Here is a 3,027-nt window from a genome sequence, read left to right on the forward strand (position 1 = left end):
CCGGCGAGTTACGGATTATCAACGGTGAAAACACCGAATATTTGTTCGTAAACGGCGGCATGCTCGAAATCCAGCCGGACGTGGTCACGGTTCTGGCAGATTCAGCGGAACGGGCTACGGATATTGACGAAGCCAAGGCGCTTGCTGCCAAACAGGCGGCTGAGGCGCGTCTGGCCGGTAATATGGATCAGATGGATTATGCTGCAGCGCAGGGTGAACTATTGGCTCAGATTGCCCGTTTGAAAGCGGTTCAGCGCTTGCGCGAGCAAGGCCTGCTGCGCTAGTTTCAAAAGCAGCGATGCTCCTGTCTTTGGGCAGGTTTCATAAACCCCGGTCGCTCATTGTGACCGGGGTTTGTGCGTTTTGAGGAAGAGATCATGGATCAGGTGATTACCGATATTGTCGTGTTGGCGGCTGGTCAGGGTACCCGCATGCGTTCTGCCCGGCCCAAAGTGTTGCAGGCTTTGGGAGGCAAGCCTTTACTGGAGCATGTTCTGGAGACGGCGCAGAGCTTGCAGCCGCGACACTTGCATGTGGTGATTGGCAATGGATCTGAGCTGGTGCAAAAGCATTTCAGCAACTGGCCGCTGCAGTGGTGGCATCAGCAGGAGCAACGTGGCACCGGCGATGCCCTGAAAGCGGCTTTACCCGGTCTGCGGGGTGCTGACCGGGTACTGGTGCTGTATGCGGATGTTCCCTTGCTCACCGCTGACACCTTGCGCGCATTTCTGGCAAAAACTCCGCAAAACGCGCTGGGACTGAGTACCGCCATTCTTGAACAGGCCCAGGGTTACGGTCGTATAGTCCGCGACGCCAAAGGCCAGGTACAGGCCATTCGTGAACAGAAAGACTGCAGCAGCACAGAGCATGCTATCCGGGAAGTGAATCTGGGCATGATGATATTGCCAGTCGCTTCACTGCAGGGCTGGTTATCGGACTTGTCAGCCAATAATGCCCAGGGTGAGTTATATCTGACGGATGTGGTCGCCATCGCCCGGAGCAGTCATCAAGAGGTCTGGCCTTTTACTTTTAGCGATGCCAGCGAAGCCCTGGGCGTCAATGACCCGGTTCAGCTTGCGACGCTGGAGAGAATTTACCAGCGCCGGCAGGTGCGTCATTTGCAGGTTCAGGGGCTGCGCCTGGCGGATCCGGAACGTGTGGATATTCGCGGAATTCTTGAATGCGGTCAGGATTGCTGGATGGACCCCAATGTTCTGTGTATCGGCAAGGTGCGTCTGGGAGATCGGGTGCGCATCGGTATGGGCGTGGTTCTGCAGGATGTGGAAATTGGCGATGATGCAGAAATTCTGCCCTACAGTGTGCTCGAAGGCGCCCGTATAGGCGCTAGTGCACGGATCGGCCCATTCGCCAGAGTTCGTCCGGGTAGTGATATTGGCGTGGCGGCACATATCGGTAATTATGTGGAAGTGAAAGCCTCGACCATTGGCAATGGTTCCAAGGCTAATCATCTGACCTATATTGGTGACTCGGACATTGGTTCCGGGGTAAATGTGGGCGCAGGGAGCATCACCTGCAATTATGATGGGGTGAACAAGCACAAGACCGTGATCGGTAATGATGTGTTTGTCGGTTCTGCGACGCAGTTGATTGCGCCAGTCAGTGTGGGTGACGGCGCGACTATTGGTGCCGGAAGCACTATCACCAAGGATGTGCCCGCCGGTGGCCTGACCCTCAGCCGCAGTCCCCAGCGTTCCATAGCGGATTGGCAGCGGCCGCAACGGAAGATCAAGGAAACCTGACGGCAGCAGGTCCGTTCCTGGCGAAAGGGGCGGGTCGGGGCGTAGATTAACGTAGCACAACGGGTCCAAGAGAAAATCATCCAGCCTGTGGGCTGATGTCAGGATAAATTCAGTGCGGGCAGAGAGCCCCTCGTCTTCGGGAGACATAGCTTATGTGCGGTATTGTCGGCGGGGTCAGTAAAACTGACCTGGTACCCATGATTCTGGAAGGTTTGCGGCGCCTGGAATATCGCGGCTACGATTCGGCGGGTTTGGCGATGCTCCAGCAGGTTCCAGGACAGCAGCCAAGCCTGGAGCGCGTGCGGAGCGTGGGCCGGGTGGCGGAATTGACGGCGGCAACCAGCGAGCGGGATTTGCAAGGCATGCTGGGCATTGGTCACACCCGTTGGGCGACGCATGGGGGGGTGGCAGAATGTAATGCCCATCCCATGTTGTCTCATGAACAAATTGCGGTGGTGCACAACGGTATTATCGAAAATTTTCATGCCCTGCGTGCCCGTCTGGAACAGGCAGGTTATGTATTCACTTCCGAAACAGATACGGAAGTCATTGCCCATCTGGTCCATTTTTATCGACAGACAGCGCCTGATTTGTTTACAGCGGTACGGCAAACCGTGGCGGAATTGCGCGGCGCTTATGCCATTGCCGTTTTGTCGCTTGCAGACCCGGACCGGCTTTGTGTGGCGCGGATGGGTTGCCCTCTGTTGCTGGGGATTGCGGATGAAGGCCATTATTTCGCCTCGGACGTGGCCGCCCTGTTGCCCGTAACCCGCCGGGTGCTGTATCTGGAGGATGGCGACGTAGCCTTGTTGGAGCGGGACAAGCTGTCCATTACCGATCAGGCGGGGCAGCCCCAGAAACGTGAAGAACATTGGAGTGAACTCAGTGCTGCCGCTGTCGATTTGGGACCGTACCGGCACTTTATGCAAAAGGAAATCCACGAGCAGCCCCGGGCCTTGGCGGATACCCTGGAAGGGGCGTTGAACAGCCAGTTGAATCTGGGCGATTTGTGGGGAGCGCAGGCGGAAGCCATTTTCAAGGATATGAACAGCGTGCTGTTTCTGGCTTCCGGCACCAGTCATTACGCGACCCTGGTGGGACGGCAATGGCTGGAGAGCATTGCCGGGATTCCCGCTCAGGCAGAGCTCGGCCATGAATACCGCTACCGCGACTCCATTCCCAACCCGCGCCAGCTCATTGTGACCCTCTCCCAGTCGGGCGAAACGCTGGATACGTTTGAGGCCCTGAAACGGGCCAAGGAGCTGGG

At 57.2% G+C, this 3,027-nt stretch carries 3 protein-coding genes; all 3 read left to right on the top strand.

Annotated features, from left to right (window positions below):
* A partial coding sequence (locus AC2VLY_RS07120) for an ATP synthase delta/epsilon chain alpha-helix domain-containing protein (protein WP_486893312.1) occupies positions 1 to 284 on the top strand: 284 nt, incomplete at its 5' end.
* 102 nt (positions 285 to 386) lie between these two features.
* Positions 387 to 1,760 carry a bifunctional UDP-N-acetylglucosamine diphosphorylase/glucosamine-1-phosphate N-acetyltransferase GlmU gene (glmU, locus tag AC2VLY_RS07125; RefSeq protein WP_486893313.1) on the top strand — a complete coding sequence of 458 codons (1,374 nt, stop codon included), beginning with the start codon at positions 387 to 389 and terminating at the stop codon, positions 1,758 to 1,760.
* A gap of 152 nt (positions 1,761 to 1,912) precedes the next feature.
* Positions 1,913 to 3,027, top strand: a 1,115-nt coding sequence (glmS, locus tag AC2VLY_RS07130; RefSeq protein ID WP_486922006.1) for a glutamine--fructose-6-phosphate transaminase (isomerizing), incomplete at its 3' end; no start/stop codon positions are given.

This window comes from Acidithiobacillus sp. TH-A36 (genome assembly GCF_057473445.1).